Origin of the sequence: Microbacterium thalassium, from assembly GCF_014208045.1 — a bacterium.
GTDB classification, from domain to species: Bacteria; Actinomycetota; Actinomycetes; order Actinomycetales; family Microbacteriaceae; genus Microbacterium; species Microbacterium thalassium.
On record NZ_JACHML010000001.1, the window covers coordinates 496946 to 521337 of the forward strand.

21 protein-coding genes are annotated in these 24392 nt (G+C 72.4%); 7 read left to right on the plus strand and 14 right to left on the minus strand.

Features of this window, described 5'->3' with window-relative positions; all coding sequences use genetic code 11:
• Positions 1-17 precede the first annotated feature (17 nt).
• Both HD594_RS02285 and HD594_RS02290 read left to right on the plus strand, forming a co-directional pair.
• The gene (locus tag HD594_RS02285; protein ID WP_184749393.1) at positions 18-1214 is read left to right on the plus strand and encodes a hypothetical protein; all 1197 of its coding nucleotides are present in this window, start codon (positions 18-20) and stop codon (positions 1212-1214) included.
• A gap of 63 nt (positions 1215-1277) precedes the next feature.
• Positions 1278-2162 carry a hypothetical protein gene (locus tag HD594_RS02290; protein ID WP_184749394.1) on the plus strand — a complete coding sequence of 295 codons (885 nt, stop codon included), beginning with the start codon at positions 1278-1280 and terminating at the stop codon, positions 2160-2162.
• A gap of 7 nt (positions 2163-2169) precedes the next feature.
• Here the strand turns inward: HD594_RS02290 and HD594_RS02295 are convergent, their stop codons facing one another.
• Both HD594_RS02295 and HD594_RS02300 read right to left on the minus strand, forming a co-directional pair.
• Entirely contained in the window at positions 2170-2658 is a 489-nt protein-coding gene (locus HD594_RS02295) for a hypothetical protein (protein WP_184749395.1), read from the minus strand.
• Between the two features lie 123 nt (positions 2659-2781).
• Positions 2782-3834, minus strand: coding sequence for a 2,3-butanediol dehydrogenase (locus tag HD594_RS02300; RefSeq protein ID WP_184749396.1), 1053 nt, complete (start codon positions 3832-3834; stop codon positions 2782-2784).
• A gap of 104 nt (positions 3835-3938) precedes the next feature.
• Here HD594_RS02300 and HD594_RS02305 point away from each other — a divergent pair, with 104 nt between their 5' ends.
• The gene (locus HD594_RS02305) at positions 3939-4535 is read left to right on the plus strand and encodes a TetR/AcrR family transcriptional regulator (RefSeq protein WP_184749397.1); all 597 of its coding nucleotides are present in this window, start codon (positions 3939-3941) and stop codon (positions 4533-4535) included.
• Here the strand turns inward: HD594_RS02305 and HD594_RS02310 are convergent.
• The 7 genes from HD594_RS02310 to allB form a co-directional block, all read right to left on the minus strand.
• Complete coding sequence (locus tag HD594_RS02310; RefSeq protein ID WP_221446531.1) at positions 4532-5041, minus strand: nitroreductase/quinone reductase family protein; 510 nt, start codon at positions 5039-5041, stop codon at positions 4532-4534. The genes HD594_RS02305 and HD594_RS02310 overlap by 4 nt on opposite strands.
• Before the next feature lie 103 nt (positions 5042-5144).
• Positions 5145-5663 (minus strand): DUF1697 domain-containing protein, encoded by a 519-nt coding sequence (locus HD594_RS02315; protein ID WP_184749398.1) that lies wholly within the window; start codon positions 5661-5663, stop codon positions 5145-5147.
• Positions 5664-5724: 61 nt separating this feature from the next.
• On the minus strand, positions 5725-7005 hold the full coding sequence (locus tag HD594_RS02320; RefSeq protein ID WP_246414175.1) for a M20 family metallo-hydrolase: 1281 nt from the start codon (positions 7003-7005) through the stop codon (positions 5725-5727).
• Positions 7006-7063: 58 nt separating this feature from the next.
• Complete coding sequence (locus HD594_RS02325) at positions 7064-8287, minus strand: pyridoxal-phosphate-dependent aminotransferase family protein (protein ID WP_246413834.1); 1224 nt, start codon at positions 8285-8287, stop codon at positions 7064-7066.
• The gene (locus HD594_RS02330) at positions 8284-9918 is read right to left on the minus strand and encodes an AtzH-like domain-containing protein (protein ID WP_271171276.1); all 1635 of its coding nucleotides are present in this window, start codon (positions 9916-9918) and stop codon (positions 8284-8286) included. The genes HD594_RS02325 and HD594_RS02330 overlap by 4 nt, the downstream gene beginning before the upstream one ends.
• Complete coding sequence (locus HD594_RS02335) at positions 9911-11008, minus strand: acetamidase/formamidase family protein (RefSeq protein WP_184749400.1); 1098 nt, start codon at positions 11006-11008, stop codon at positions 9911-9913. The genes HD594_RS02330 and HD594_RS02335 overlap by 8 nt, the downstream gene beginning before the upstream one ends.
• 41 nt (positions 11009-11049) lie before the next feature.
• Positions 11050-12450 (minus strand): allantoinase AllB, encoded by a 1401-nt coding sequence (gene allB, locus HD594_RS02340; protein WP_271171277.1) that lies wholly within the window; start codon positions 12448-12450, stop codon positions 11050-11052.
• Between the two features lie 127 nt (positions 12451-12577).
• On the opposite strand from allB, the gene uraD reads away from it, so the two are divergent.
• From uraD to HD594_RS02360, 4 genes are read left to right on the plus strand one after another with little or no spacing between them, the layout of a single operon-like run.
• Entirely contained in the window at positions 12578-13078 is a 501-nt protein-coding gene (gene uraD, locus HD594_RS02345; protein ID WP_184749402.1) for a 2-oxo-4-hydroxy-4-carboxy-5-ureidoimidazoline decarboxylase, read from the plus strand.
• 4 nt (positions 13079-13082) lie between these two features.
• Positions 13083-13415, plus strand: a complete 333-nt coding sequence (uraH, locus tag HD594_RS02350) for a hydroxyisourate hydrolase (protein ID WP_184749403.1) — start codon at positions 13083-13085, stop codon at positions 13413-13415.
• 3 nt (positions 13416-13418) lie between these two features.
• Positions 13419-14612, plus strand: a complete 1194-nt coding sequence (hpxO, locus tag HD594_RS02355) for an FAD-dependent urate hydroxylase HpxO (RefSeq protein ID WP_184749404.1) — start codon at positions 13419-13421, stop codon at positions 14610-14612.
• A 20-nt stretch (positions 14613-14632) separates the two neighbouring features.
• Complete coding sequence (locus tag HD594_RS02360) at positions 14633-14890, plus strand: hypothetical protein (RefSeq protein ID WP_184749405.1); 258 nt, start codon at positions 14633-14635, stop codon at positions 14888-14890.
• 16 nt (positions 14891-14906) lie between these two features.
• Here HD594_RS02360 and HD594_RS02365 read toward each other — a convergent pair whose 3' ends face one another.
• From HD594_RS02365 to HD594_RS02385, 5 genes are all read right to left on the minus strand, one after another.
• Entirely contained in the window at positions 14907-15899 is a 993-nt protein-coding gene (locus HD594_RS02365) for a zinc-binding metallopeptidase family protein (protein WP_184749406.1), read from the minus strand.
• 1 nt (position 15900) lies between these two features.
• Positions 15901-16785: a transglutaminase family protein gene (locus HD594_RS02370; protein WP_184749407.1), complete on the minus strand. Its 885-nt coding sequence runs from the start codon at positions 16783-16785 to the stop codon at positions 15901-15903.
• The gene (locus HD594_RS02375; RefSeq protein WP_184749408.1) at positions 16782-19280 is read right to left on the minus strand and encodes a circularly permuted type 2 ATP-grasp protein; all 2499 of its coding nucleotides are present in this window, start codon (positions 19278-19280) and stop codon (positions 16782-16784) included. The genes HD594_RS02370 and HD594_RS02375 overlap by 4 nt, the downstream gene beginning before the upstream one ends.
• Positions 19277-22549 carry a transglutaminase family protein gene (locus HD594_RS02380; RefSeq protein WP_184749409.1) on the minus strand — a complete coding sequence of 1091 codons (3273 nt, stop codon included), beginning with the start codon at positions 22547-22549 and terminating at the stop codon, positions 19277-19279. The genes HD594_RS02375 and HD594_RS02380 overlap by 4 nt, the downstream gene beginning before the upstream one ends.
• Positions 22550-22673: 124 nt before the next feature.
• Positions 22674-24218, minus strand: coding sequence for a nucleobase:cation symporter-2 family protein (locus HD594_RS02385; protein ID WP_184749410.1), 1545 nt, complete (start codon positions 24216-24218; stop codon positions 22674-22676).
• Between the last annotated feature and the right edge of the window lie 174 nt (positions 24219-24392).

Below are 24392 nucleotides of genomic sequence, written 5' to 3' on the forward strand. Positions count from 1 at the left end.
GATCCGCAGGAGCACCCATGACGACCGACCCGGACGCCGAACCCATGCCGCCGTTCGCGGCGCGATATCTGACCCATCTGTGGCGGGGAGGGTATCTCTGGGGCGTCGCGGGCTTCGCCGCGCTCCAGCTGATCTTCGGTCGCGAACCCGCGGCCGTGCTCTACGGAGCACTGGTCACCCTCGCGCTCCTGGCTGTCGTCGCGGCGTTCAACCTCCGACGCCTCGAGCGGCTCGCCACCTTCCGCCCGCGCGACGTCGGAGTGGGCGAGACGATCGACGATCACCTGCCCGTCTCGGCGGTCACGGCCCCCGATGCGCTGCAGAGCGCCCGGGACGCCGGTGTCCTGTGGACGGCCACGCTGGTGCTCGCCACGGCCGGCCTCTCCTGGGGGTGGGTCGCCATCCTCGGCTTCGAGCCGGCCGGCCCGGCAGAGTTCGCTGCCTTCGTTGCTGTCATCGTCGGCTCGGTCGCATACCTGATCCTCGCCCCGTCGATCGTCATCGCCTTGATCATCCGCGCGCGCAATGCCGGCATCCTCGCCCATCGCCCCGGGGCTCTCGTGCTCACCGGGTGGTTCGGCCTCGAAGACGTCATCACGACGGGCAACCTGCTCCGGCGGCTCACCTCGACGCCACAGCCCTGGTGGCGCGCACGTGTCCGCTCATTCGAGACGGTGGTCGCCGACGGCGAGGGCATCGCGTTCTGGCGCGGCGGCGCCCACCCGATCCGCCAGTATCTGCTGCCCTGGGACCAGGTGGGACCCGTGGCGATGACGATCGTCGGCGTGGGCTCGTCGCCCTCCCCGTCGGGCATCGCCGTCAACGCCCGTCTCCCCGAGGAGGATCAAGGATGGGCTCACGTCGAGTTCATCCCGACACGCACCTCGATGCTGCTCGCGTTCCCCTACACCTCCCCCGACAAGGTCTCGGCCTTCGCCCGGGCGATCGAGGCCCGTCGCCCGTACCGGACCGGATTCTTCCGAGGGGCGTCGCTCGAGGAGTGGCGGACCGACATCGAGGGTTCGCTGCGTGAGGGCGACCTCGATGAGCCTGCGCTCGAGGATCTCCTCGACGAGCTCCGCCTCCGGCGCGAGCAGCAGACAGCGGCGACGGCCTGGGTGCCCGCGATGCTCGCGGACTCGCGCGAGGATGCCGGACGCATCGACGAGGCCCGCGCCCTCCGGGCAGAGGCGGACGCCTGGTCGCGGCGGTGACGCGCGTCCGCACCTGCGCCCGGACGGTACCGTGAATACAGGCCCCAGACCAGGAGGTGACCCGTGCGCGAACGCCCGTCGACGCTTCTTGCGCGCGCCGTCGCCACCGTGGCCGTCGCCGGCATCGCGCTGGTCGCACTGAGCGGATGCGGCGACAGCGCCGAGACCGTGGAGGAGGCGACGCCGACGACCGTCGACGAGCTGTGCGCGATCGAACTGGTCGTCGACTGCTCCCAGGGCCCGTCGTCGCTGGTCGTCGAGGTCGCCGGCGCGACGACCGACGAAGAGGTGCTGGAGTTCGCCGCCGACGTCCGGGCGGTGGCCGCCGCGACGCCGTCCGTGACCACGGCCACGCTCGAGCTCGAAGGCCCTCCGGCCTCGCAGCTCGACGGCGAGGTGACGGCGCCGCCGAAGTGGCTGATCGAGGTCTACCCCGCAGACCACGACGAACTCACGGCTCTGCTGGCGAAGGTGTTCGAGGTGGCGGCTGTTCCGGGCACCACCGGCATCAGCCTCGACGGCGAGTGGCCGACGGTCACGGTGCTCGACATGTCGGACCTGGAGTGGGTCTTCACGACGGTGCGCGAGCTGCCGCTGTTCGCGGACGGGGGCACGTACACGCTGCTCGCCGCCGACGATCGCCTGACGATCGTCCACGTGCCGGCGCGCATGAGCGACGAGGCGGTGCGCGAAGTGATCCGCATCGCTCTGGAGCACCCCGAGTCCAGGGTGCTGCTGGAGGCCGCGACCGAGAGCCCCCACAACCCGACGCTGTACGTCTCGGGCCTCACCGCCGACGCCGTCGCCGAGCTGGACGAGCGGCTCAGCGACCCGCGCCTGGCGGACGCCGACGTCGACGGCTACCCGGTGTCGTATGTCCTCTCCTCCGACGGCGAGGACGGCACGGAGTTCACCAGCGGCACGTTCGGAGGCGTGGGCACGGACTGACCGACCGTCAGTCGGCGAAGTCGAGGATCAGCAGCACCCCGCGCTCATCGGCATCGCACGCGCGCCCGTACTCGCCGAGGTACGACGCCTCGTCCTCCCCGCCCGGCAGCTGGTCCAGCGCGACGTAGGCCGCGGTGACGTCCAGCCGCGATCCCTGCCCCACGTGCCGTCCGGACGGCAGCAGCACCACGTCCGCGTCGAGGGTGGCCGCATCCGGCCACACGATCCACGATCCGTTCGTCGCGTGCTCGGCGTCGACGCTGCGCCACGTGAGGCAGCCGTGCGGCTCGACGACGAGCGTGCCCGACAGTTCCCGCGCCTCGGCGCCGCTGGTCGTCAGCACATGCTGGATGGCCGTGTGGGTCAGTGTGGGCAGTTCGCGGTCGGCGTCGGCCGAGGACTCCGAGCATCCCGGGAGCGCGCTCAGCGCCGCCGTCAGCACGACGGCGGCGGCACCCGCCGACCGCAGGCGACGGCGCGGGTATCGGGATGGCACGTTCGGTATTCTCGCGCCCTCGACCCCCGCGGGCGCAATGCGCACCGGGCTCCCGCCTCCGTGATGCGCGAACGGCCGGCCGGACGCACAGGTGTCCGGCCGGCCGTTCGCCGGTCGCGCGGGTCAGTGACGCACGAGCACCTTCATGAGCCTGCCCGAGCGCAGGTCGTCGATGGCCTGCGGGACCTCGTCCACCGAGATCTCCGAGACCCACGTCTCGCCGGCGTCGTACAGGCCCTTCGACATCGCGTCGATGACGGCGTCGAAGTCCTCGGGCAGGTAGCCGAGGGCGCCCGTGATGGTCGTCTCACCGAGCACGAGCTGCGTGGGGTGCAGGTCCATCGTGCGCTCGTGGATCGCGACGACGAGCACCGTGCCGCCCGGCGTCAGTGCGGCGAGGCCGCCCGCGACGGCGGCTCCCACACCGGCGGCGTCGAACGCGACGTCCACGCCGTCGCCGTTCGTCGCCTCGGCGACGCGGGCGGCGAGGTCCTCGCTCACGGGGTCGACGATGTTCGTCGCGCCGACCGAGGCGATGGCGAGACGGCGGGCCTCGCTGGGCTCCGAGACGATGATGTTCTCGACGCCGCGAGCGCGCAGCGCGAAGTACAGGCCGATGCCGATCGGGCCGGCGCCGGCGATGAGCGCGCTCTGACCCGCCTCGATGCCGGTGCGCTCGGCGGCGTGCCACGCGACGGCCATGGGCTCGACGAGCGCGCCCATCTTCAGGTCGACGTTCTCGGGGAGCTTGTGCAGCTTCGCGGCCGAGATCGTCGTGTACTCGGCCATGCCGCCGCCGTGCGACGTCAGGCCGTGGAAGCCGATCGTGCGGCACACGTTCGCGCTGCCGCGACGGCACGCGGGGCACTCACCGCAGAAGTAGATCGGCCACACCGCGACGCGGTCGCCGACCTCGACGTTCTCGACGCCCTCGCCGACCTCGACGACAGTGCCCGAGAACTCGTGGCCGAGGATCTGCGGGGGAAGCGAACCGGTCACCGGGTGGGGCTCGTCCAGGTTCAGCCCGGCGCCGGCCGGGTCGAAGTAGGCGTGGAGGTCCGAGCCGCAGATGCCCGCGTAGGCGTTGCGCAGCTTGACCTCCCCTCGCTGGGGGGCGGGTTCGGTCACGTCCTCGACCCGGAGATCCTCCTGGGCGTGGAGCACTGCTGCCTTCATGTGGCTATACCTCTCTTGATGACGCCGTTGTCGGCTCAAACCCGACGAGACTACATCAATCTGACACCTGTTGGATAACGCGTTCCCCGTGCGACGATGGCTTCATGGACGCCAGACAGCGCCGCACGCGCGAGAATCTGCGCCGGGCGATCTACGACCTGGCCTCGCTTCGGCCGGTCGGCGCGCTCACCGTCTCGGAGATCGCACGCGAGGCGGGCGTGACCCGCGACACGTTCTACCGTCACGCGGCGAGCCCCGAGGACCTGCTCGCGAGCGTCCTCGAGGAGGAGCTCGCCGGCATCGAGCCGCCCGCGCGCAGCACCGCCGACGAGTTCGTCCGCGCCGAGATCGACCTCGTCCGGCACGTCGCCGCACACGCCCCGCTGTACCGCGCGGCCCTCGTCGACGGTCGCGACGGACACCTGCGCGACGTGCTGCACCGGGTGATCGCGACGCGGCTGGACGAATACCTCGCAGCGAACCCGGATGTCGTCCCGCCCGTCCCGGACGGCATGGATGCGGCGGGCGCTCGCGCCGTGTGGGTCGCCTACGCGGCGGCGGGCACCGTCGGCGCGATCGCCCAGTGGCTGCGTTCGGGCGCCGGGGACACGTCGATCGAGCCGCTCGCGCGCACGATCATCGCGGGGCATCCGGCCTGGTGGCACCTGCCTGCGGCCGCCGCCGATCCGGCGGCGCGTTAGCCGGTCTGATCCAGCCCGTCCACCCGGAAGACCGGATGGTCCGGGGCCACCCGTTCGAAGTCCGCCGCCGGCGCCCCGCGGTCGGCTGCGATGTGCGGACGCGCACCCGGCGCGACATCGAGGTAGCGACGCAGGATCGGCGCACGCTCGCCGACGGGAACCTCGGTGAGCGTCACGTCGTGATCGGCGCCGCGGCGGATCACCGCGCTGCCGTCGCCGGCCCGCACGTTCCGCACCCAGTTCGCGTTCTCGCCGAGCATCGACACGAGGTACCACCGGCCGTCGAGATCGGCCAGGACCACCGGGAACCGGAGCATCCGGCCGCTCGTGCGCCCGCGCACCTCGAGAGTGACATCCCGCGCGCGCGACAGGCGCCCCGCCCCGTACTGCCGGGCCCAGAAGGCGTTCAGAGCGCGCGCGACGGGCCCTGGCCGGTCGCCGCGGTAGATCAGGCGCTTCATCCAGTACACGCGCGAGAACGCGCCCGTTCGCCCCGCCTCGACCATCGGCGCTCCTCTCACCCGTCCGACGCCTGGTTCTCCGACGACCGTAGAGGCGCCTCCGCCGGTGTCGCCAGGGGGATAACCCGAAGATCCGCGCCGCGCGCGCTCACGGGCCGAAGCGCTCCACGATCCGCGTGAGCGTCGGCAGGCCGCGGGAGGTTGCCGGGACACCGAGCACGGCCTCGAGGGCCGGCGTGCCGTTGCTCTGCCGGTCGGCGTCGTTGCGCACGACCGCCCACCCGGGCCCGCGGGCCACGACCTCGCAGCGCCGTCGGCGCGCCTGTGCGTCGACGGCCGCTTCGTCCGCGGGCGACCCCGCCGCGTCGAAGAGCGTCAGCTCCCAGCGGCCGGCATCGGCGAGGGCGCCGTACCGGCCGACGACCTCTTCGACGAAAGCGAGCGGACGCGTGAGGATCACGTCGTCGAACAGGCCCCGCACACCCAGCTCCGCCGCGACGTCGGCCAGCACGCCGACCGGATCGTCGGCGTCGAACACGACCGTTCCGTTCGACCGCACCGGCACGGCATCGCCGACGCCCGCCGCCGCGAACGCCGCGATCAGGTCGGCGGTGCGCGGGTGTCCGCGCTGACCCTGGTTCAGGTTGCGGAAGAAGGCGATGTGCACCCGGCGATCATGACATCGTCCTCCGACCTCGTGGCAGCGACAGCCGCGGGCGGCCGCCGCATCAGCCCCGGTCGGCCGCGAGCTGCAGCACGGATTCGGCGAGCGCCTGGATGCCGCGCGCGACATCGCCCGCCGAAACGGCCTCGTCCGGGTGGTGGCTGATGCCGTCGGGGTTGCGCAGGAACAGCATCCCGACGTCCGTCACCGCGCCGATCGCCATGCCGTCATGCCCGGCCCGGCTGAAGATCACGGCCGGATCGTCGGCGGTGTCGGGCGTCGTGGAGCGGATGCCGACGCTCACCGCATCCTGCAGCAGGGGGGCGCAGAACACCGCCGGGGCGCTGTGGATCTCGTGGGCGCGCCAGCGGAGCCCCCGACGGCCCATGATCTCGTCGAGGTCGCGCTCGATCTGCTGCCACACGCGGTCGCGCTCCCCGTCGAACTCCCCGCGCAGGTCGAGGCTCAGATGTGCCTCGCCCGGCACGATGTTCACGGCGCCCGGATACGCCTCGAGCTGGCCGACCGTCCCGATGATGTGATGCTCCGAACGGCATATGCGCTCCACGGCGAGTGCCGCCTCGCTCGCCCCGAGCAGCGCGTCGCGCCGGCGGTCGTACGGGGTGCCGCCGGCGTGCCGGGCCTCTCCTTCGACGACGAGCTGGAATCGACGGGCGCTGGCGATGGAGGAGACGACCGCGAGCGACTCGCCCCGCTCGTCGAGCTCCGGTCCCTGCTCGATATGCGCCTCGAGGTATCCGACGAGCTCGTCGGGTCGGCGCGCCGCCTCGCCGACGCGGCCCGGGTCGAGGCCGAACTCCAGGAAGGCCTCGCGCAGCGTCGTCCCGTCGGCGTCGGTCAGCGCCCACCAGTCGTCATCCCACTCGCCGGCGACGGCGGACGACCCCAGCAGCGCCTTGCCGAAGCGCGTGCCCTCCTCGTCCGAGAACGCGACGACCTCGAGCGCGAACGGCAGCGGAGACCGGAAGCCGGTCCCCTCGGGGGCCGGCACCCGCAGCATCCGCACCACCTCGAGGGCCATGAGCACGCCCACGATGCCGTCGTAGCGGCCGGCGTCGGGAACCGTGTCGAGGTGCGAGCCGAGCAGCAGGGCGGGCGCCTCGTCGCGCGCGGCGGGTTCGCCCGGCGACCGGCCGGACGGCGCCGGATTCACCCGCAGGCGCCCGAGCTGGTTGCCGGCGGCGTCCTGACGCGTCGTCATGCCGAGCTCGCGCATCCACTCGGCGGCGAGGCGGTTGACGCGCGCGTGCTCGGGCGACAGGTACACGCGCTCGATCGCGCCCGCCGTCGCCGAGACGCGCGCGAGCTCGTCGCACCGCGCCATGACGCGGCGCGCGGCACCCGCGATCGCATCGCGTTCGACCTGGAGGAGCGTCGTCACGTCACGCGCTCCGGTAGACGTCGGTCGCGGCCTCCACCCCGCCGCCGGCGGGCACTGCATGCCCGTAGCGGCGCAGCACCGCCTCGAGAGCGGCGAGCGTGGTGAGCACGGCGTCTTCGCGGGCGTTGTAGCCCATGGTGCCGATGCGCCACACGCGGCCGTGGAGGGGTCCGAACGACGTGCCGATCTCGATGCCGAAGTCAGTGAGCATCGCGCCGCGCGCGGCGTCGCCCGGCACACCCTCGGGGATCTCGACGGCGACGACGTTGTTCATCTTGTGGGCGACGTCACCGAAGACGACGAGGCCGAGACCGCGCACGCCGGCGAGCATCGCCTCGCCCGCGATGCGGTGGCGCGCGATGACGGCATCCCGGCCCTCTGCGAGCAGCACGCGGGCGCACTCGCGCGCGCCGTACAGCATCGAGGTCGCCTCGGTGTGGTGGTTCAGGCGACGCGGACCCCAGTAGTCGAGGATCATGCCGAGGTCGAAGTAGTTCGAGCGCACGAAGTCGGGCGCGTCCGGGTCGCCGGGCTCGCGAATTCCGGCCTCGATCTTCTTGCGCGACTGCACCACCTCGACCGCGCGCTCCGACAGGGTGATGGGCGAGGATCCGCTCGGTCCGCCGAGGCACTTCTGCAGCCCGGCGGTCGCGGCGTCGAGCCCCCAGGCATCCGCCTCGAAGTCGTTGCCTCCGAGCGACGCGGTCGCGTCGGTGTAGAACAGCACGCCGTGCTTGGCGCAGATCGCCCCGACCTCGTCGAGCGGCTGGTTCATCGTCGTGGAGGTGTCGCCCTGCACGAGGGCGAGCAGGTGCGGCTTGACGCGCACGATCGCCTCTTCGATGGCGGATGCCGGGAACACCTGGCCCCACTCCACCTCGATCGTGTGCACCTCGGCCATCGCGCGCTCGGCGATCTCGGCCAGCAGGTGGCCGAAGCGGCCGAACACGGGCACGAGCACGCGGTCGCCCGGGCGCACGAGAGACACGATCGCCGCCTCGATGCCGGCGCGACTCGTGCCGTCGACCAGCAGGGTGGCGTCGTTGGCGGTGGACCACACGCCCCGGTACAGCTCCTGCGTCTCGGCCATCGTCGCCGTCATGAACGGGTCGTACTGGCCGACCAGCGGCGCCGACATGGCGCTCAGCACGCTCGGGTAGGCGCTGATGGGACCCGGCCCCATCAGCAGGCGGGCGGGCGGATCGATCGGTCCGGGCAGGGTCATGCGGAGGTTCCTTCGGAAGCGGCCGCCGCCTCGGACAGCACGCGCGCGAGGCGGCGGCCGAGGCGGACGAGGGCGATGTCGGTGCCGGCGCGCGATACGGCGCACACGCCGACGGGCGCGGGCCCCAGCTGCGACGGCACGGTCAGCAGCGGCACCGACAGGGCGGGGACGCCGGCCACCGCGGCGGGCGTGGTCATCCGCAGCGTCGCCATGCGCACGCGGTCGACCTTCTCCCCGCCGCTGGTGCGCATCGGCGCGGGCCCCGGGACGGTCGGCAGCAGCAGCTGAGCATCGCCGACGAGCTCGTGCAGGCGCTCCGCGAGCGGAGCGAGCGCCGCGCGGGCGGCGGATTCGTCGGCGGAGGAGACCAGGGCCGCGGCGCGGAAGCGCTCCGCGACGGCCGGACCCACCGAACCCGGGTGCTCACGCAGCCACGGGCCGTTGTTGCGCCACGCCTCCGCTCCCTGCACGGTGCGGAACGGCACGAACCAGTCGTCGAGGGCGCCGATCGACACCGTTTCGATCTCGGGTCCCGACGGGTGCGCGGCGAGCACCTCGAGCATCTGCTCGAACGCCGCGCGGGTGTCGTCCTCGACGGCGGCGAGCGCCTCTTCGGGCACGAGGAACCGCCACGGCAGGTCGTGGCCCGACTCGCCGTACACCGACTCGGTCGAATCCGAGCCGTCGTAGCTGAGGCACCAGTCCGCGACGCGCTGCAACGTCTCGCCGTCGCGCGTGAGCCACCCGATCGTGTCGAACGACTGCGCGAGCGGCAGCATCCCCTGCCGGGGCACGAGGTCGTGGGTCGTGCGCAGCCCCCACAGGCCCTGGTAGGACGCGGGCACGCGGACCGAGCCGGCGGTGTCGGTGGCGAGCCCGATCTCGGCCTGGCCCGACGCGACGGCGGACGCCGGCCCGCTCGACGAGCCGCCGGGCAGCGCTCCGGGGAGCGCGGCGTTGGGGGGTGTGCCGTAGTGGGCGTTGTCGCCCGCGATCGAGTACGCGAACTCGTCGGTGCGCGCGATGCCGCGCAGCGACGCCCCGCCGCGCAGCAGGTCGCTGACCGCGGGCGACGTGTACGTCTCGGCTTTGACGCTGTCGAGGAAGGTCGGGTTGCCGGCGCCGATGCGGTAGCCCTTGATCGCGAACAGGTCCTTGACGGCCACCGTCAGGCCCTCGAGCGGCCCCTCCCACGCTCCCTGGAAGAGCGGATCGCCGACCGTGCGCCACATCGACCGGTCGAGCGCCTGCGCGCGGGGCGTCACATGCGCGGCGGTGATGAGCCAGCCGCCGTCGCGATGCTCCCACACCTGCGTCTGCAGCCCCGTGCCGCCGGTGGCATAGCGCGAGATCGACACCAGCAGCGCGGCATCCGGTCCGAGCTCGCGGTACTCGATCCGCTCGATCACGCGCTGCGGGACGCCCCCGCGCGTGCCGCGGAAGGCCGAGATCGCCTCGTGGCCGACCAGTAGGCCCGCGGCGTCGCCGCGCATCGTCTCGGGACCGGGCGCGAACGCCGCGTCGAGGTGGTCGAGGTCGTTGACGACGATCGCCGCCTCGTACGCGGTGAAGGCCGCGAGGAGGTCGGCGGGCACGGCTTCGGCGCCCCGGATGGCGGATGCCTCAGCCACGGTCGACCCCGTCGAAGTCCGCCTCGCGGATGCGGGCGTGCACGCCGCACACGATGTCCACGACCTGCGAGATGTCGAAGTCGGTCGCGGCGCTCAGGTAGGCGTACGCGAGGTGCTCGTCCAGGCCCCAGCGCGCCCGGATCAGCGCGATCGCGGCGCGCACGGCCTTGCGCATCGCCTCGTTCAGATCGGGGTCCAGGCCCGTGGGGACGAGGTACTCGTCGGTGCGCACCAGCGGGCCGAGCACGTCGCCGAATTCGGCGAGCGCCTCCTCGCGCGCCACGACGTCGAAGCGCAGCGTCGCGCGCAGCGACGCCTCGAGCGCGGTGAGCGCCACCTCGCCGTCGCCCTGTGCGAAGTGCGGATCGCCGATGTAGGCGAGGGCTCCCGCGACCTGCACCGGCAGGTACAGCACCGCGCCCTCGGTGAGCAGGTTGATGTCGATGTTGCCGCCGTGCGAGCCGGGCGGCACCGAGTGCGGCCGGTCACCGCCTGCGACGGCCAGACCCATCGTGCCGAGGAACGGCGCGAGCGGGAACTCCACGACGCGCGGGCCGCCGTCGGTGACGGGCAGCGTGCCGACGAGCCGGCCGTCGCGCTCGGCGACCGGGCAGAAGACGCTGACGTTGCCCTGGGCGCGGGGCAGCTCGCCCACGAGGGCGCCCTTGCCGTGCCGGTTCGAGATGACGCCGTACGGCACCCGCGGCGCGAGCGACTCCACCGTGATCTTCAGCAGATCGCCCGGCTCGGCGCCGGCGACGTGGATCGGCCCGGTGACGACGTGCGGCCCGTCGTTCTGCGGGTCGCGCGACAGCGTTCCGGCGATCTCGATCGCGTCGGCGAGCACGTCGGATGCGGCCACGCCGTGCCCCGTGAAGTACGCGAGCGGGTCCTTGCCCTGGTCCTCGAGGATGCCCTCGTGGCTGACAGTGTCGATCGTGACCGTCTCGCCGGGCGCGATGCGCAGCACCGCCGGGTCCTGCTCGCACGGCAGCCGCCCCCACAGCACGGTCTCGGGGGTGGCGGACAGGTAGTGGTCGCCGGGCAGGTCGCCCTCGCCCGGCTGCAGGATCGACGTCGTGGCGCGCATGCCCCCATCCAAGCCCATCTCGGGCGCGGCCGCCGACGCGCTCATGCGACCGCCTCCGCCGCGGCCGACAGCAGGCGGCCCCCGGCTGCGCCGCGGAACCGCGGCGCCTCGCCGGGTCCGCCTTCGGTGACATCGAACACCGACGTGCCGTGCAGCCACGTGCGGCGGACCTTGCCGCTGAGGGTCCGGTGGTCGTACGCCGTGATGGGGTTCTTGTGCAGCAGCTCGTGCGCGTCGATCGGGTACGCGTCGTCGAGGCCGAAGACGGCCAGGTGCGCGGGGGCTCCGGGCGCGATCGTTCCCACGTCCGTCAGACCCGCGACACCGGCTGGTCCCGTCGTGAACAGCGGCACGAGCGCCTCGAACGGGATGCCGCGGGACTGCGCCTCGGTCCACACCGCCGACAGCCCCACCTGGAGCCCCGCGATGCCGCCCCACGCGAGGCCGAAGTCGCCGCCGCCCGAGCGCTTGAGGTCGACCGTGCTCGGCGAGTGGTCGCTGACGATCGCGTCGATCGTGCCGTCGAGGACCCCCTCCCACAGCAGATCGCGGTTCGCGTCGTCGCGGATCGGCGGGCAGCACTTGAACTCGCTCGCGCCGTCGGGGATCTCCTCGGCGGCGATCGTGAGGTAGTGCGGGCACGTCTCGACGGTCAGCTTCACGCCGGATGCCTTGGCCTCGCGGATCGCCGGCAGCGACGTGGCGTCGCTCAGGTGCAGGATGTGGGCGCGCGCGCCGGTGCGCCGAGCGCCCTCGATGACGGAGTGGATGGCGGATGCCTCGCTGGCGGGCGGCCGCGAACGCAGGAACGCGTCGTACGTGCGCCCGAGGGGACCCGCCTCGTGCAGCAAGTCCGGGTCCTCGGCGTGGACGATCAGCCGCGAGCCGATCGCTGCGATCTCCTCGAGCGCGGCCTCCAGCTGCGCCCCGTCGAGGTGGCCGAACTCGTCGACGCCCGACGGCGCGAGGAAGCACTTAAAGCCGTAGACGCCGGCTGCGTGCAGCGGCGCGAGGTTCCCGAGATTCTCGGGCACGGCCCCGCCCCAGAAGCCGACGTCGACGTAGGCGGATGCCGCGGCCGCCGCCTTCTTGATCTCGAGGGCCTCGACCGTCGTCGTCGGGGGGATGGAGTTCAGCGGCATGTCGACGATCGTGGTGACCCCGCCCGCGGCGGCGGCGAGGGTCGCCGACCGGAAGCCCTCCCACTCGGTGCGCCCGGGCTCGTTGACGTGCACGTGGGAATCCACGAGTCCCGGCAGCAGCACCGCGTCGTCGGGCACGATCACGGCGCGGTCATAGCGCGGGATGCGGGCGCCCACCGGTTCGACGGCGGCGATCATCCCGCCCTCGATCACGACCGCGGCCGGGCGGAAGCCGCCGTCCAGCCACGTCCGCTGCGCGCGGATGACGGTGCGTTCTTCGGTGCTGCGCCCAGGCGTCACAGGAGCTCCTTCGTCCTCGGTGCCCCCAGCATCGCGCACGCATGTCTCGGCGGTGGGTGTCAGCCGTTTCCGCCGTGTAACGAGTGCGCAACCCAGCACCGGTAGCGTCGGGGACGAGAGGAGCGACGTGCGTCTGGACGAGTTCAACGAAGCGGATGCCGCGGACGCGCGCGCCGTCGTGGCGGTCTGGGCCGCGATCCCGGTGTGGGTCGAGGCCATCGTGGCCGCCCGGCCGTACTCGTCGGTCGACGCCCTCGCCGAGGCCGCGGCGATGCTCGCGGCGTCGTGGGGCCGTGCCGACCTCGACGCGGCGCTCGCCCACCACCCCCGCATCGGCGAGAAGCCCGCCGGCTCCGGCGCCGAGGCCGCCGCGTCGCGCAGCGAGCAGGCGAGCATGGTGGACGCCGACGCCTCGGTGGCGGACCGCATCGCCGCCGGCAACCGCGCGTACGAAGAGCGCTTCGGTCGGGTCTTCCTCATCCGCGCGGCCGGCCGCGCGCCCGACGAGATGCTCACCGAGCTCGAGAGGCGTCTCGGCAACGACGACGAGAGCGAGGTCGCCGAAGCCTGCGACCAGCTCGCCCAGATCGCGATGCTGCGCCTGCGCGGCGCCTTCGCGGAAGGATGAGCGCATGACCCACCTCACCACCCACGTCCTCGACGCCTCGATCGGCCTGCCCGCGCAGAACGTCTTCGTCTCGCTCGCCCGGCACCTGCGCTCCGGCGGCGCCGAGAGTGTCGCCGAGGGCTTCACGGATGCCGACGGCCGCCTGGCGCTCGGCCCCGACCTGCTCGATCCGGGCATGTACGCGCTCACGTTCGGGACCGGAGCCTACTTCGAGGCCCGGGGCGTGGAGACGTTCTACCCTCTGGTCACGATCACCTTCACCGTCGAAGGCGACCGGCACCTGCACGTGCCGCTGCTGCTGAGCCCGTTCGCCTACTCCACCTACCGAGGGAGCTGACATATGAAGGTCATCGTCATCGGCGCCGGCATCGGCGGCACGAGCGCGGGCATCGCCCTCAGGCGACTCGGCCACGAGGTCGTCATCTACGACCGCATGCGCGAGAACAAGCCCGTGGGCGCCGCGCTGTCGCTGTGGTCCAACGGCGTCAAGGTCCTCAACTGGCTGGGCCTGGCCGACGAGGTCGCCGCGCTCGGCGGGGACATGGCGTACATGTCGTACCTCGACGGTCACACCGGCGAGACGATGTGCCGCTTCAGCCTGGCGCCGGTGACCGAGATGACCGGGCAGAAGCCGTATCCGGTCGCGCGCGCCGACCTGCAGATGCTGCTCATGGAGACCTTCGGCCTGGACGACATCCACCTCGGGATGCAGATGACGGCCGTCTCCGAGTCGGACGGCGTCGTCACCGCGACCTTCGCCGACGGCTCCACCGACACCGCCGACATGCTCATCGGCGCCGACGGGGCCCGCTCGATCACGCGCGACTACGTCACCGGGGCCGCGGAGGGCGGTCCGAAGATCGAGCGCACGTACTCGGGCTACACGAACTTCAACGGCCTCATCGCGCAGGACGATGCGATCGGCCCCGCCGACCAGTGGACGACGCACGTCGCCGAGGGCAAGCGCGCCGCGGTCATGCCCGTCGCCGACGGCCGGTTCTACTTCTGGTTCGACGTGCCGCAGCCCGACGGACTCCCCTACGAGCGGTCCGACGGCAAGGCGCCGCTCGAGGCGGCCTTCGCCGGGTGGGCGCCGGCCGTGCAGGCGCTCATCGACGCCATCGATCCGGCCGTCTCGCTCAACCGCGTCGAGATCTGGGACATCGACCCGTTCCACACGTGGGTCCGCGGTCGCGTCGCGATCCTCGGCGACAGCGCGCACAACACCGCACCCGACATCGGGCAGGGTGCCTGCTCGGCGCTCGAGGACTCGTTCGCGCTCGGCATCGCCGTGGCCACCAACACCGTCAGCGTCGAGGACACCCTCAAGCGCTACGAGAAGATCCGGGCCGAGCGCGCCGGCGAACTCGTGGAGCGCGCGCGCAAGCGCGGCGACGAGACGCACGCGTACGACGCCGAGGCGACCGCCGCCTGGTACGAGAGCCTGCGCGGCAGCGACGGCTCCGGCATCATCCGGGGCATCGTCGGCAACATCGTGGACAGTCCCGTCAACCTCGGCGTCGGCACCCTGTGACGCGGCCCTAGGCTCGCATCATGGACTCGGCCCGCATCCAGCGCCTGCTCTCCGATGACCACATCGATCCGCGTGCTGCGCTGGACGAGCTGTTCCCCGGCGACGAGGCCCGCAGCAGCCACGAGATCGCCGTGGCGTGGGCGGCCGACCGGCTGCGGACCGCGGGCGTCGACCCCGCCGTGGCGCCGCTGGCGGGCATCAAGACACTCCGCGACGCCGAGCCCCGCCTGGACCTGGCGCCCGCCCGCTACCTCATCCGCCGCGTGACGCGGCTGTAGCCGGCGAGCCCCCGAGTCAGCCGCGCGCCGGCAGCAGCGAGGCCGCGAACGCGAGCTTGTCGAGGACGGGGGTCGGGATCGCGAACGGATACAGGTCGTCCTTGCCCATCGACCGGTTGATGACGTTGAGAGCGGTCGACAGCGGGATCCAGACATCCTGCACGAGCGCGCGCACGTCGGCCGCCCCGGCGACGCGGTCGGCGTCGATCAGACCGTGCGAGACCGCCGAGTCGACCGTGTCGTAGATGTGGAGCAGGTGCGCCCACGTCTCGGCGAAGTCCTCGTGCGGATGCATCGTGGCGTAGGTCGAGATGTACGAGGTCTTCCAGTCCGCCGGAGCGCCCTCGGCGTAGTGGCGGTCGATCGCGGCCTGGTAGTCGGCGCGCTCGTCGCCGAAGAGCTCCCGGAACCGGGCGGTCTCGGCATCCGTCACGACCAGCTGCCACTGGAAGTAGTGGCCGACCTCGTGGCGGAAGTGCCCGAGCATCGTGCGGTAGGGCTCGTCGAGCTGCTCGCGCACCTTCTCGCGGTGCGCGTCGTCGCCCTCGGCGAGGTCGATCGTGATGACGCCGTCGACGTGGCCGATCGTCACCTGCTCGTCCGTGCTCGACAGCAGATCGAACGCGAGGCCGCCGACGGGATCGTCGTCCTTGCCGCGTACCTCGAGTCCGAGACGGTCCAGCTCGTACAGCAGATGCCGCTTGGCGCGCTCGGCGGGGAAGAAGTTGGCGAGCCCGTCGAGGTCGGCGTCGTTGGGACGCACCCGCGTGAGCGCGCAGCTGAAGCACGCGCCCCCCTCGAGCCGCGCGAGCCACGTGCAGCCCGACAGGTTGAGGTTGCGGCACACGTGCCACACCAGGCCGTCCGTGTCGACGTAGCGCCCGGCGTCGTCCACCGGGACGATCGCGCGCTCGGCCTGCGAGTAGCCGAGAGCGGTGCCGCATGAGACGCACACCGAGTTCTCGAAGAACAGCTTCGCGTCGCACACGCGGCAGCGGAACGCCTGCACGTCAGGGCCTCTCGTCCGGAGCGACGTCGACGGACACGCGCAGCGTCGACTTCTTCGCCTTCGACCAGATGATGCCGCGCACCGGCGACACGTCGCCGTAGTCGCGGCCCCACGCCACGGTGATGTAGCGGTCGTTCGCCCACTGGTTGTTGGTGGGGTCGATCGCGAGCCACTCCCCGGAGCCCGGCAGCCACACCGCCAGCCACGCGTGCGAGGCATCCGCCCCGACGACCCGCTCCTTGCCGGGCGGCGGCTGGGTCGCCAGATACCCGCTGACGTAGCGGGCGGCGAGACCGTGACTGCGCAGGCACGCCAGCGCCACGTGCGCGAAGTCCTGGCACACCCCGGCGCGCTTGCGCATGGCGTCGGCCACCGTGCTGGTGACGGTGGTCGCCTTCGTGTCGTAGTCGAAGTCGCGGTGGATGCGCTGCATGAGGTCGGTCGCCGCCTCGCCGATGGGACGGCCCGGATGCAGCGACTGCGCCGCGTACTCGGCGGCCTCGGCCGTGTGGGTCACGCGGGGCGACTCCAGCGCGAACTCCGCGGCCGCCCACGCCCCCGGCAGGGTGGGATCCTCGAGCGGCCGGACGCTCTCCCACGGCATCGCGAGCGCTGCCGGGTCGTACACCGGGGTGTCGACGGTTACCTCGCTCGCGGCGTCGATGACGAGCTCGGTGTGCGGAGCGGTCACGTGGTAGTACGTCACGGCGTTGCCGTAATAGTCGACGTCGGGCGTGAAGTCGGCCGGGAGCGGGTCGAGGGAGACGGCGTGCGAGGCGACCTGCTGCCACGGCAGCTGCCGCGGGCGCAGGTGGTGGACGCCGAGGCTGTTGCGGACCGGCTTGTCGTACACGTAGTGCGTGCGGTGGCTCAGGAGGTACTTCATGCCCGCCCCATCTCCTCGACCAGCGCCAGCGACGACATCTGCACGGCGGGCGGTCCGCCCTCGAAGTGCAGCTCGGCGATCGCGTCGGCGAGGCGCCGCAGGCTCTTCGCCGACTCGGCGAGGAATTCGGCCAGCGCCGGCCGGCGACCGTCGGTCTCGGCCGACAGCCCGGCGACGTCGACGGCTTCGAGGGCCTCGCCGAGCGCGTCGCGCAGGCGCTCGGGGCGGGTCGACCCGGTCGAATCCGGCATCGCCTCGAGGTGGACCTTCACCTGCTCGAGCGCGAAGGCGAGCGAGCGGGGGTTGTCGAGGTCCTTCAGCAGCAGATCGAAGATGCTGCGGGTCCGGCCGTAGCCGCGGTAGCGACGGCGGTGCGTCACGAGGCTCTCGGCCGCCAGCAGCACGCCGTCGAGCACCTGGCGGTCGGCGGCGCCGGCGGCATCCGTCGAGGTCGTCGCCTCGAGCAGGATGCACAGCTGCAGCGCACGCTCGAGGTATCGCCCGGCCTCGATCATGTGCCAGCCGGTGTCGCGGATCATGTTCGACGTCACGCCGTACAGCGACAGGATGCCGCTGAGCATGCGCTCGGCCGATTCGGCGATCTGCGGCGGATGCGTCGAGTCGCGCGCGGCCTCCATGGCGCGGTCGGCGATGCTGAAGACGCGCCACGTGTCGCCCGAGAGCTGGTCGCGCACGCCCTCGAGGGCGCCGCGCATTCCCGCGAGGGCATGTGCCGCCGATCCCGCCCGGTCGGCGTCGACCAGGAGCGAGCGCAGCTCGTCGGCCGACGACATCCAGCGGGTGCCCGACAGCCGCTGCAGGATGCCCTGGAGCGCCCACGCCGCACTCGCGGCGCGGCGTCCGTCGCGCTCGAGCAGACCCTGCGTCGAGACGACGAGCCGCAGCAGGTCCTCGGCGCGCTCCGCGTAGCGGCCGGCCCAGAACATGTCGGCGAGCGCGCGAGGCGCCAGCGCCGGGATGGACGGGACCATCGCCAGCGGCGACGGACCGGGCAGGCCCTGATCGGGCTCGGAGGGGTCGGATTTGAGGACCCACACGTCCTTGGTGTGCGGCACGCCGTCGTCGTCGCGCGCCGTGGCCATGCCGCCGGCGAGCGTGCGGTAGGCGGAGCCGTACCGCACCGAGAATGCGCGCAGCACCAGCGGGCGGGCCTCGGCGACGCCGCCGGAGCGCCACACCGGCGCCTGCGACAGCGGCAGGCGCGCGAGCCCGACGTACCGGTAGGGATGCGCGCGGATGCGGACGGCGAGCTCGTCGGGCGTCAGGTCGTCCCCGGCCGAGACGCCGTCGAGCGTGCGGACGATGATCGCCTCGGGGTCGCGGCGCAGCTGCGAGAGGACCCGCTCGAGACCGTCGCGATCGCCGCACCACCACGCGGGCGTGGCGGGCAGCCGCAGCTGCTCTCCCAGCAGCCGCTCGCACGCGGCGGGCAGGAACGGCAGCAGGGCGGGGTTCTCGAGCACGCCGGCGCCGATGCCGTTGACGACGTGCACCGTGCCGCGGCGCACCGCCTCGACGAGGCCCGCGACGCCCAGCTGCGAGTTGCCGCGCAGCTCGAGCGGGTCGCACCACTCCGCGTCGACGCGGCGCAGGATGACGTCGACGCGGTCGACGGGCTTGGCGTGCGGCCAGCGCGGCGGCTTGATCCACACGCTTCCGTCGTGGACGACGAGGTCGTCGCCCTGCACGAGCGGGAAGCCGAGCGTCGTGGCGATGAACGCCTGGTCGTACGCGGTCTCGGAGTGCGTTCCGGGCGAGAGGACCACCACGCGCGGGTCGGGGTCGTCGCTCGGCGCGCACTGCAGCAGGGCGTCGCGCAGCACGACGAAGTACGGGTCGATGCGGTGCAGATCCGCCTCGTGGTACAGGTCCGGCAGGAGTCGCGAGATCACCAGCCGGTTCTCCATCGCGTACCCGAGACCCGACGGAGCCTGCACGCGGTCGGCGAGCACGCGCCACTCGCCGTCGGCGTCGCGCCCGAGGTCGGTGCCGGTCAGCAGCAGCGGATGCGGGTCGGCCACGCTCGGTCGGGCGATCGCGCGCACGAACCCGGGGTGCGCGAACACCGCGGGCGCCGGGATCACGCCCTCCGACAGCAGCCGCTGGTCGCCGTACAGGTCGGTCATGATGGCGTTCAGCAGCTCGGCGCGCTGCGCCAGTCCCACCTCGATGCGGCTCCATGATGCCGCGTCGAAGACGAGCGGCAGCGGGTCGAGTCGCCACGGGCGCGGCCCGCCGCGGTGGGCGTACGTCACGCCGTCGTCTGCGAGCGTGCTCGCGATCTCGCGCACGAGGCGCGCGACTTCGGTCTGCGTCAGCGTCACGGCCGCCGAGGCGAGGCCCTTCCACGCCGGGCGGAGCGTCCCCTCGGGCCCGATGACCTCGTCGAAGCGCGTCATCGGGCCGGCAGGCCCGCCGTTCAGCGGCAGCGTCGCCTGGGTCAGATCCGCCGCGTACTCGTGCAGGACGCTCACTGCGGGGGGACCCTGCGCAGATCCAGAGTGTGCGGGTAGTCGCTCGTGGCGGCACGGCGGCCGGCCTCGCGCGCGGCCGCGACGTCGAAGTGCCCCGTCGTGAGCCCGTGCGACTCGAACCGGCTCGCGCGACGGGCCTCGGCCTCGTTGGCGTTCACCGGCGGGTGGTGGTACGCCCGGCCGCCGGGGTGCACGACGTGGTAGGTCGCGCCGCCGAGACTGGTCTCGGCGTGCACGTCGACGACCTCGAAGGTCAGCGGCGCGTGCACGGCGATCGACGGATGCAGCGCCGACCACGGCTGCCACGCGCGGTAGCGCACTCCGGCGTAGTACTCGCCGAGGTGGCCGGTCGGGGTCAGGGGCACAGGTACACCCTGGCACGTCACGAGGTGCCGGTCGATGTCGACACCGCGCACGCGCACCTGGATCCGCTCGACCGACGAGTCGACGTACCGCGACGTTCCGCCCGCCGTCGCCTCCTCGCCCAGCACGTGCCACGGCTCGATGGCCTGGCGCAGCTCCATCTCGATGCCTCGCCCGGGCGCGCCGATGCGCGTGAAGCCGATGCGCGGGAAGCGGAACTCGGTGAAGGGGTCCAGCCACGTCTCCTCGAACGCGATGCCGTGGGCGCGCAGGTCCGCGACGACCTCGTTGATGTCGGCGGTCGCCCCCTGCGGCAGCAGGAAGTCCTCGTGCAGGCGCGTGCCCCAGCGCACGAGCGGCGCGGTGTACGGCTTCTCCCAGAACATCGCCACGAGGCTGCGCACCAGCAGCGCCTGCACGAGCGCGAGCTCGGGGTGCGGCGGCATCTCGAAGCCGCGCAGCTCCAGCAGGCCGAGGCGCCCGCGGCTGGAGTCGGGGCTGTACAGCTTGTCGATGCAGAACTCGGCGCGGTGGGTGTTGCCGGTGAGGTCGGTCAGCAGGTGCCGCAGGGCCCGGTCGGTGAGCCACGGCAGCGCGTCGGTCTCGGCGTTGTCGGGGTCTCCCTGCAGGCGGCGCAGCTCCTGAAGGGCGATCTCCATCTCGTAGACCGCCTCGGGGCGGCCCTCGTCGAAGCGCGGCGCCTGGCTCGTCGGGCCGATGAAGCGTCCCGAGAACAAGTAGGACAGGCTCGGATGCCGCTGCCAGTAGGTCACGAGGCTCGCCAGCAGATCCGGCCGGCGCAGCAGCGGCGAGTCCACCGGCTGCGGCCCGCCGAGCGTGATGTGGTTGCCGCCGCCGGTGCCGGTGTGCAGGCCGTCCAGGTCGAACTTCTCGGTCGACAGGCGGCTCCGGCGCGCGTGGTCGTACAGCGAGATCGTGAGGTCTCGCTGGTCGGCCCACGACGACGTCGGCTGGACGTTGACCTCGATGACGCCGGGGTCGGGGGTCACCACGAGCTGCACCAGCCGCGCGTCCGGCGGCGGGCCGTAGCCCTCGAGCACCACCGGGACGGCGGCCGTCGCCGCGGCCGTCTCGATGACCTTCAGCAGATCGGCGTACGCCTCGAGCGTCGTGGTGGGCGGCAGGAACACGAACACGTGGCCGCCCCGGGCCTCGATCGCCAGGGCCGTGCGACTCGAGTCGGTGGGGTCGGCGATCGTGACGGGCGGGATGCCGGGGACCAGGGGTCCCGACACCTCGACGTACGAGGGCTCGCCGGTGTACTCCGGCTCCTCCCACGCCACCGAGTCGAGCGGCAGGCGCAGGCCCACGGCGCTCGTGCCGGGGGTCAGCACCAGCCGGCCGCGGCGGAACCGCCACGCGGGGCTCGTCCACTCCTCCTCGGTCGTGATCGGCAGCACCCACCCGGTCGGGTCGGTGACGGCGGCGTCGAGTTCGGCCACCTCGGCGGCGTCGATCTCGTCGGCATCCGGCTTCGGCCCCATCGGCTGACGCACCTCGGCGGCGAGCGCCGCCAGCGGGTCCTCGTAGGCCGGCAGCAGGTGCTCGGCGGGCAGGCCCAGCACCGCCGTGACGGCGCGCGCGAGCGCCTCGGCGTGCTCGGCGGCCTCGTCGTCCGCCTCGTCGCTCCACGGGTCGGCGAACAGCGCGGGGTCGTGCCACAGCGCCTCGCCGTCGGTGCGCCACTGCAGCGCGATGTTCCAGCGCGGCAGCGGCTCGCCCGGGTACCACTTGCCGTCGCCGCGGTGCACGGCGCCGCCCTGGGCGTACGCGTGGCGCAGCTTCTCGGCCAGCTCGTTCGCGAGCTCGCGCTTGTGGGGCCCGTCGGCGGCGGTGTTCCACTCGGCCGCGGTCGCGTCGTCGAGGGCGACGAAGGTCGGCTCGCCGCCCATCGTGAGGCGCACGTCGCCGCGGCGCAGGCGCTCGTCGACGGCCTCGCCGAGCGCGTCGATGCGCTCCCACTGCTGCGTCGTGTACGGCTTCGTGGTGCGCGGGTCCTCGTGGACCCGGCGCACCTCGTTGTGGAAGTCGAAGGTCACCTCGGCCACCCCCGTCGACCCCTCGATCGGGGCCGCGGTGCTCGGGTGCGGGGTCGCCGACAGCGGGATGTGCCCCTCGCCGGCGAACAGCGCGCTGGTGGCGTCCATGCCGATCCAGCCGGCGCCGGGGATGTAGACCTCGGCCCACGCGTGCAGGTCGGTGAAGTCCTCGGCCGGTCCGCTCGGGCCGTCGAGCGACTCCTGATCGGCGGCGAGCTGCACGAGGTACCCCGATACGAAGCGGGCTGCCAGGCCGTACTTGCGCAGCAGGCTCACCAGCAGCCAGGCCGAGTCACGGCACGAGCCGATGGCGCGCGAGAGCGTCTCGTCGGGCGTCTGCACCCCCGGCTCCATGCGCACGTCGTACGCGACGGCGGCGTGCACGGCGGCGTTCAGCTGCGACAGGAACTGCACCGTCGCCAGGCCGTCCTCGGGAAGCTCGGGCAGCCCCGACATCCATACGCCCGCCTCGTCGCTGTCGTCGACCGGGGCCATGTACGGCGCGAGGTCGGCCTTGAGCTCGGGGCGGTAGTCGAACGGGAACTTCTCGGCGTACTCCTCGATGAAGAAGTCGAACGGGTTGATCACCATCATGTCGGCGACCAGGCCCACGGTGATCTCGAGGTGGCTGACCTTCTCGGGGAAGACGATGCGGGCCACCCAGTTGCCGAAGGGGTCCTGCTGCCAGTTGATGAAGTGGTTCTTCGGGCTCACCTCGAGCGAGTACGCCTCGATGGGCGTGCGCGAGTGCGGAGCGGGGCGCAGCCGCACCAGGTGCGGGTGGACCGTCACCGGCTGGGAGAAGCGATAGCTCGTGTAGTGCTCGAGAGCGACCTTGATGGACATGAATACAGAGTGTCCCAGGTTCGTTGCGTCCGGGTTACGTATGACTGCCGAAAATCACATCCCGGACGGGCCGTCTCCCGGCATCCGCACCCCCGATCGACGGCGCGGATGCCGGATTCCGGCGTCAGGAGTCCTTGGCGGGCGGCTCGGGTTCGCCGGCCTCGGCCGTCGGAACGACCTGCACGAGCTTGCCGTCCTCGTCGAAGGCGTGGGTCGGGATCAGGCCCGTGCCCGTCGCGTCGGGATGGACGAGCGCCGCGGCGGCGGGACCGCGCACGGCGTCGTGCGCCGAGATCGCAGGGTCGTCGCGCAGCTGGTGCGAATTCAGCAGCAGGTTCAGCAGGATCGCGACGATCGCACCCGCCGAGATGCCCGAGTCGAAGATGAGCTGGAACCACGTCGGGAACTGCTCGTAGATCGTCGGGGTGACCGTCGGCAGCAGCGCGATGCCGACCGAGAGGGCGACGATGAGCACGTTGCGGTTGTCGAACTTGACCTTCGTGAGCGTGCGGATGCCGGAGGCGGCGACCATGCCGAACAGCGCGATGCCGGCACCGCCGAGCACGGCGCGCGGGACGCCCTCGACGAGCGCCGAGACCTTCGGGATGAGCCCGAGGACGATGAGGATGGCGCCCGCCATCGTCGCGACGTAGCGGGACTTCACCCCGGTGAGCGAGACGAGCCCGACGTTCTGCGCGAACGCGGTGTACGGGAAGGTGTTGAAGATGCCGCCGAGCACGGTGCCCAGGCCGTCGGCGCGCAGGCCGTCGGCGAGCTGACGCCGCTTGACGGGCTTCTCGACGATCTCGCCGACCGCGATCATGTCGCCGGTGGTCTCGGTCATGATCACGATGCCGACGATGAGCATCGACAGGATCGAGACGATCTCGAAGGTCGGCAGCCCGAAGTGGAAGGGCGTCACCACGGCGAACCAGCCGGCCTCGCCGACGCCCGACCAGTCGACCATGCCGGGCACGAACAGCGCCGCGATCGTGCCGAACACGAGGCCCAGCAGCACCGAGACGCGCGCGAGCGCCGCCGGCGCGAACCGCTCGATGAGGACGATGAACAGCAGCGTGCCGAAGGCGAACGCGACGTTGATCGGCGGGGCGCCGGGCTCCTCCTCGGACGAGCCGGTCATGATCCAGCCGGCGGCGACGCGCATCAGCGAGAGGCCGATGATGAGGATCACGGTTCCGGTGACGATCGGCGGGAAGAAGCGCAGCAGCTGCGAGAAGAACGGCGCGATGAGGATCATGAACAGGCCGCACGCGATCACCGACCCGAAGATCGTCGTGATGCCGTGCTCCAGCCCGATCGCGATCATCGGGCCGACGGCGGCGAACGTGACGCCCTGCATGAGCGGCAGCCGCACGCCGAACCGCCAGAAGCCGACCGACTGGACGATCGTCGCGATGCCGGCGATGAACAGGTCGGCGCTGATGAGGAAGGCGAGGTCCGCCGAGGAGTACCCGAGCGCGCCGCCGACGATGAGCGGCACGGCGACCGCTCCGGCGTACAGCGCGAGGACGTGCTGGAGCCCCAGGGGGAACAGTCGCGCGAACGGCGGGATCGAGTCGACCGAGTTGCTGTTGGCCCGCTCGCGGCGCGCGGCCTTCTTCGCCGCCTTGGCGTCGGCGGCCTTCTTGTCGTCGTCGGTGGTCGTCATGGCTGCGCTCCCGGGTCCTGGGCGGGGCGCGAAAGGCAGACGCGCCGTCTTCGCCGTATCGGGAATCTAGGGCGGGAGCGGCGAGCGCAGGAAGGCGTCCGCTCCCTTCTTCGCACGGATTTCACGTCGCGAAACAGAGCCGCAACGAAGGCGCCGCGGGACGTCCGGCCCGGC

What these genes read in the sequence shown, in the direction of transcription:
- HD594_RS02285 (WP_184749393.1), top strand. Translation starts at nt 18, where the DNA reads ATGACGACCGACCCGGACGCCGAACCCATGCCGCCGTTCGCGGCGCGA.
- HD594_RS02300 (WP_184749396.1), bottom strand. Translation starts at nt 3,834, where the DNA reads ATGAAGGCAGCAGTGCTCCACGCCCAGGAGGATCTCCGGGTCGAGGAC.
- HD594_RS02305 (WP_184749397.1), top strand. Translation starts at nt 3,939, where the DNA reads ATGGACGCCAGACAGCGCCGCACGCGCGAGAATCTGCGCCGGGCGATC.
- HD594_RS02310 (WP_221446531.1), bottom strand. Translation starts at nt 5,041, where the DNA reads ATGGTCGAGGCGGGGCGAACGGGCGCGTTCTCGCGCGTGTACTGGATG.
- HD594_RS02320 (WP_246414175.1), bottom strand. Translation starts at nt 7,005, where the DNA reads ATGGCGCGGTGCGACGAGCTCGCGCGCGTCTCGGCGACGGCGGGCGCG.
- HD594_RS02325 (WP_246413834.1), bottom strand. Translation starts at nt 8,287, where the DNA reads ATGACCCTGCCCGGACCGATCGATCCGCCCGCCCGCCTGCTGATGGGG.
- HD594_RS02335 (WP_184749400.1), bottom strand. Translation starts at nt 11,008, where the DNA reads ATGCGCGCCACGACGTCGATCCTGCAGCCGGGCGAGGGCGACCTGCCC.
- uraH (WP_184749403.1), top strand. Translation starts at nt 13,083, where the DNA reads ATGACCCACCTCACCACCCACGTCCTCGACGCCTCGATCGGCCTGCCC.
- hpxO (WP_184749404.1), top strand. Translation starts at nt 13,419, where the DNA reads ATGAAGGTCATCGTCATCGGCGCCGGCATCGGCGGCACGAGCGCGGGC.
- HD594_RS02360 (WP_184749405.1), top strand. Translation starts at nt 14,633, where the DNA reads ATGGACTCGGCCCGCATCCAGCGCCTGCTCTCCGATGACCACATCGAT.
- HD594_RS02370 (WP_184749407.1), bottom strand. Translation starts at nt 16,785, where the DNA reads ATGAAGTACCTCCTGAGCCACCGCACGCACTACGTGTACGACAAGCCG.
- HD594_RS02380 (WP_184749409.1), bottom strand. Translation starts at nt 22,549, where the DNA reads ATGTCCATCAAGGTCGCTCTCGAGCACTACACGAGCTATCGCTTCTCC.
- HD594_RS02385 (WP_184749410.1), bottom strand. Translation starts at nt 24,218, where the DNA reads ATGACGACCACCGACGACGACAAGAAGGCCGCCGACGCCAAGGCGGCG.